This window comes from bacterium (assembly GCA_030654305.1).
Lineage (GTDB): Bacteria > Krumholzibacteriota > Krumholzibacteriia > LZORAL124-64-63 > LZORAL124-64-63 > PNOJ01.
This window is the reverse complement of the sequence record JAURXS010000451.1, coordinates 1-3969: the sequence shown is the minus strand read 5'-3', so window position 1 is coordinate 3969 and position 3969 is coordinate 1. Positions and strand designations below refer to the sequence as shown.

At 75.5% G+C, this 3969-nt stretch carries 5 protein-coding genes; all 5 read left to right on the top strand.

What is annotated here, in order from left to right; translation table 11 throughout:
• Window positions 1-874, top strand: an 874-nt coding sequence (locus tag Q7W29_13025; GenBank protein ID MDO9172742.1) for an anthranilate synthase component I family protein, incomplete at its 5' end; no start/stop codon positions are given.
• Entirely contained in the window at window positions 865-1443 is a 579-nt protein-coding gene (locus Q7W29_13020; GenBank protein ID MDO9172741.1) for an aminodeoxychorismate/anthranilate synthase component II, read from the top strand. The genes Q7W29_13025 and Q7W29_13020, both read left to right, overlap by 10 nt.
• A gap of 11 nt (window positions 1444-1454) precedes the next feature.
• The gene (gene trpD, locus Q7W29_13015; GenBank protein MDO9172740.1) at window positions 1455-2483 is read left to right on the top strand and encodes an anthranilate phosphoribosyltransferase; all 1029 of its coding nucleotides are present in this window, start codon (window positions 1455-1457) and stop codon (window positions 2481-2483) included.
• A complete protein-coding gene (locus Q7W29_13010; GenBank protein ID MDO9172739.1) occupies window positions 2480-3259 on the top strand; it encodes an indole-3-glycerol phosphate synthase TrpC in 780 nt (259 codons plus the stop codon). Before trpD ends, Q7W29_13010 begins: the two co-directional genes overlap by 4 nt.
• Window positions 3256-3900, top strand: coding sequence for a phosphoribosylanthranilate isomerase (locus Q7W29_13005; GenBank protein ID MDO9172738.1), 645 nt, complete (start codon window positions 3256-3258; stop codon window positions 3898-3900). Before Q7W29_13010 ends, Q7W29_13005 begins: the two co-directional genes overlap by 4 nt.
• Window positions 3901-3969: the final 69 nt, after the last annotated feature.

Sequence of the window (3969 nt, the reverse complement as noted above, 5' to 3'; positions counted from 1 at the left end):
GCCGGCGCCGGCGGCGGCGCCCGCGGCGCCCGCGGCCCCCGAGTTCTCGGTCACCCGCGAGCAGTTCGAGGCGTCGGTCCTGCGCGCCAAGGAGCACATCCTGGCCGGCGACTGCTTCCAGGTGGTGCTGTCGCAGGCCCTGCGCGGGGAGACCACGGCCCACCCCTTCCAGATCTACCGGGCGCTGCGCATCCTGAACCCCTCGCCCTACCTCTTCTACCTCGACCACGGCGACACGCAAGTGATCGGTTCCTCGCCCGAGGTGCTGGTGAAGCTCGAGCGCGGGCGCGTCACGCTGTGCCCGATCGCCGGCACCCGCCCGCGGGACGAGGACGTGGCCGCGGACCTCGCCCTGGAGCGGGACCTGCTGGCCGACCCGAAGGAGCGCGCCGAGCACGTGATGCTCGTGGACCTGGGCCGCAACGACCTGGGCCGGGTCTGCGCCGTCGACAGCGTGCGCACCGAGGCCTTCATGACGATCGAGCGCTACTCGCACGTCATGCACATCGTCTCGCGGATCACCGGGACGCTGCGGCCCGACCACGACCAGTTCGACCTGCTGCGGGCGGCGTTCCCGGCCGGCACGGTGTCGGGCGCCCCGAAGATCCGCGCCATGGAAGTGATCTCCGAGCTGGAGGGGCTGCGCCGGGGGGCCTACGCCGGGGCCGTGGGCTACTTCGGCCCGCGCGGCGACATGGACATGAGCATCGCCATCCGCACGCTGCACGTCAGGGACGGGCGGTTCTACGCGCAGGCGGGCGCCGGCATCGTGGCCGACTCCGACCCCGGGCGCGAATACCAGGAGACGCTCGACAAGATCGGCGCGCTGATCCGCGCGGTGGAGATCGCCCAGGAGGGATTCCGATGCACTTGATGATCGACAACTACGACTCGTTCACCTTCAACGTGGTCCAGGCGCTCGCGTCCCTCGGCGCCGAGGTGGAGGTGGTGCGCAACGACGCGCTGAGCGTGGCGGAGATCGCGGCGCGGCGCCCGGCCTCGCTGATCATCTCGCCCGGTCCCGGCCGTCCCGCCGACGCGGGCGTCTCGCTCGCCGCGATCCGCGAGCTCGCCGGGCGGGTCCCGATCCTGGGCGTCTGCCTCGGGCACCAGTGCATCGTCGAGGCCTTCGGCGGCGAGGTCGTGCGGGCGGAGCGGGTCATGCACGGCAAGACCTCGCGCATCTACAACGACGGCCGCACCCTGTTCGAGGGGGTGTCGAACCCCTTCGAGGCGACGCGCTACCACTCGCTGATCGCGCGCGAGGAGTCGCTGCCCGCCGCGCTGGAGGTCAGCGCCTTCACGTCCGAGGGGGAGATCATGGGCGTGCGCCACCGCGAGCACCCGATCGAGGGCGTGCAGTTCCATCCCGAATCGATCCTGACGCGCGAGGGCCCGGCCCTGTTCGCGAACTTCCTGCGCCTGGCCGCCGCCGCGCGCTGAGAGGAGGAGCCATGGATCCCCGACTGCTGGATCGGCTGCTCGACGGCCGCGACCTGGACGCCGACCAGGCCGAAGCGCTCCTGGACGCGGTCATGGAGGGCGGCCTGGGCGAGGCGCGCCTGGCGGCCCTGCTGGCGGCCCTGCGCGCCAAGGGCGAGACCGAGGACGAGATCACCGGCTTCGCCCGGGCACTGCGCCGGCGCGCGGTGCGCGTCGGCCCGGCGCCGGCCGGGGCGATCGACACCTGCGGCACCGGGGGCGACGGCGCCGGCACCTTCAACATCTCGACCGCCACCGCGCTGGTGGCCGCGGCGATGGGGATCCCGGTCGCCAAGCACGGCAACCGGGCCGTCTCGTCCCGCTGCGGCAGCGCCGACGTTCTGGAGGCGCTGGGCGTGGCGGTGGACCTGCCGCCGGAGCGCGCCGCGCTGCTGGTCGGGAGCGTCGGCATCGGCTTCCTGTTCGCGCCCCTGCACCACCCCGCCCTGCGGCAGGCCGCAGTCGTGCGTCGCGAGCTGGGCGTGCGCACCGTCTTCAACCTGCTGGGGCCGCTGGCGAATCCGGCCGGCGTCCGCCGCCAGCTATTGGGCGTCTACGCCCCGGGCCTGGTGCCGAAGTTGGCCCGCGTGCTGCGCCGGCTGGGGACCGAGCGCGCCTTCGTGGTGCACGGCGACGACGGCTCCGACGAGGTCTCGCTGACCGGTCCCACCGCGATCGCCGAGCTGCGCGGCGGCGCGATCCGCCGGTCCGTGTTCGTGCCGGAGAAGGCGGGGCTCCCGCGCTGCCGGGCCGAGGACCTGTCCGGGGGCGACGCGCAGCTCAACGCGGAACTGGTGCGCGGGGTCCTGGCGGGCGAAGCCGGACCGCGGCTCGACGCCGTGCTGCTGAACGCGGGCTTCTGCGCGGTCCTGGCCGACCTGGCCGCGGACCCGGCGCAGGGCGTGGCCCTGGCCCGTCGCGCCGTCGCGTCGGGCGACGCGCTGGCCGTGCTCGAGCGGTTGGCCGAGGCCTCGCGCAAACTGGCGAGGGAGGCGTCGTGAGCGGTTTCCTGAGCCGGGTCGTCGCCGAGCGGCGCGCCGAGAACGACGCGTTGCGGGGCACGGTGGACCTGGGCCGGCTGCGGGCGGCGGCGGCGCGCGCGCCGGCCCGCGACTTCGCCGGCGCCCTGCGCGGCGGCAACGCCGTGATCGCCGAGTTCAAGCGGCGCTCCCCCAGCGTGGCTGCCTTCCGGCACGGCGGCGATCCTGCAGCGCTGGCCCGCATCTACGCCGGCGCCGGCGCGGCCGCGCTGTCGGTGGTCGCCTGCCCGCGGCACTTCGGTTCGGACCTGGCGGACGCCGCCGCCGCGCGTCGCGCCGCCGGCCTGCCGCTGCTGGTCAAGGATTTCATCGTCGATCCGCTGCAGGTGCTGGCGGCGCGCGCCGCCGGCGCCGACGCCGTGCTGCTGATCGCGCGCGTCCTGGGCGGCGATGAATTGGCCGACCTGCTGGGGCGCGTGCGCGAGCTGGGCGCCGAAGCCCTGGTCGAGTGCCACGACGAACGGGACATCGCAGCGGCGCGCGCGGCCGGCGCCGTCCTGGTGGGCGTCAACAGCCGCGATCTCGAAACCCTGGCCGTGGATGCCGACGCGCCGCGGCGGCTGCTGCCGGAGGCGGCGGCGTTCGCGCTGGCGGTGGCCGAGAGCGGGATCCGCGCGCGCGCCGACGTCCTGGACCTGGCCGCCTGCGGCGCGAGCGCCTTCCTGGTGGGCGGCGCCCTGCTGCAGTCGCACGACCCGTCGGCGACGCTGCGCAGCCTCAGGGGGGAGGCGCCGTGAACCGCGTCCACGTCAAGATCTGCGGCCTGACCACCCCGGACGACGTGCGGCTCTGCCACGCCGCGGGCGCCCGCTACCTCGGCGTCATCCTGGCGCCGAGCCCGCGCCGCGTCGCGCCCGACGACGTGAAGCTGCTGCGCGACGCCGCGCCCGAGGCGCTGCTGGTGGGCGTCTTCGCGGACGCGCCGCTGGCGACCATCGTGCTCGCCGCCGACCACGCCGGCTTCGACCTCGTGCAGCTGCACGGCGGCGAGGACGCCGCGACGGTGCTGGCGGTGCGCGAGCGCTGCGGCCTGCCGGTCATCAAGGCCGTGCGTCCCGGCGAACTGGCGGATCCCGCCGTCGCCGCCGCCGCCGCCGCCGCGGATTTCGTGTTGTTCGACCTGCCGAAAGGCGGCCAGGACGGCCAGAGCGGGCCGCCGCGCCGAGCCGGGTTGTGGGAGGAGGCCGCCGCCGCCGTGCGGGCGGGTCGGCGGGTCCTGCTGGGCGGCGGGCTGTCGCCGGCCGACGCCGCCGAGGCCGCGCGCGTCGTCGGCCCGCACGCGCTGGATGTGGCCTCGGGCGTCGAGGCCGCGCCGGGTCGCAAGGACCCGGCCGCCGTCCGGTCTTTCATCGAGGAGGTCGCCCGTGGCTGCTCCTGATCCGGTCGTCGCCGGGCGCTTCGGCCCCTACGGCGGCCGCTACGTGCCCGAGACCCTGATGCCCGGCCT

Excerpts from the sequence above, each read along its gene's own strand:
- Q7W29_13020 (MDO9172741.1), top strand. The coding sequence starts at position 865 with ATGCACTTGATGATCGACAACTACGACTCGTTCACCTTCAACGTGGTC.
- trpD (MDO9172740.1), top strand. The coding sequence starts at position 1,455 with ATGGATCCCCGACTGCTGGATCGGCTGCTCGACGGCCGCGACCTGGAC.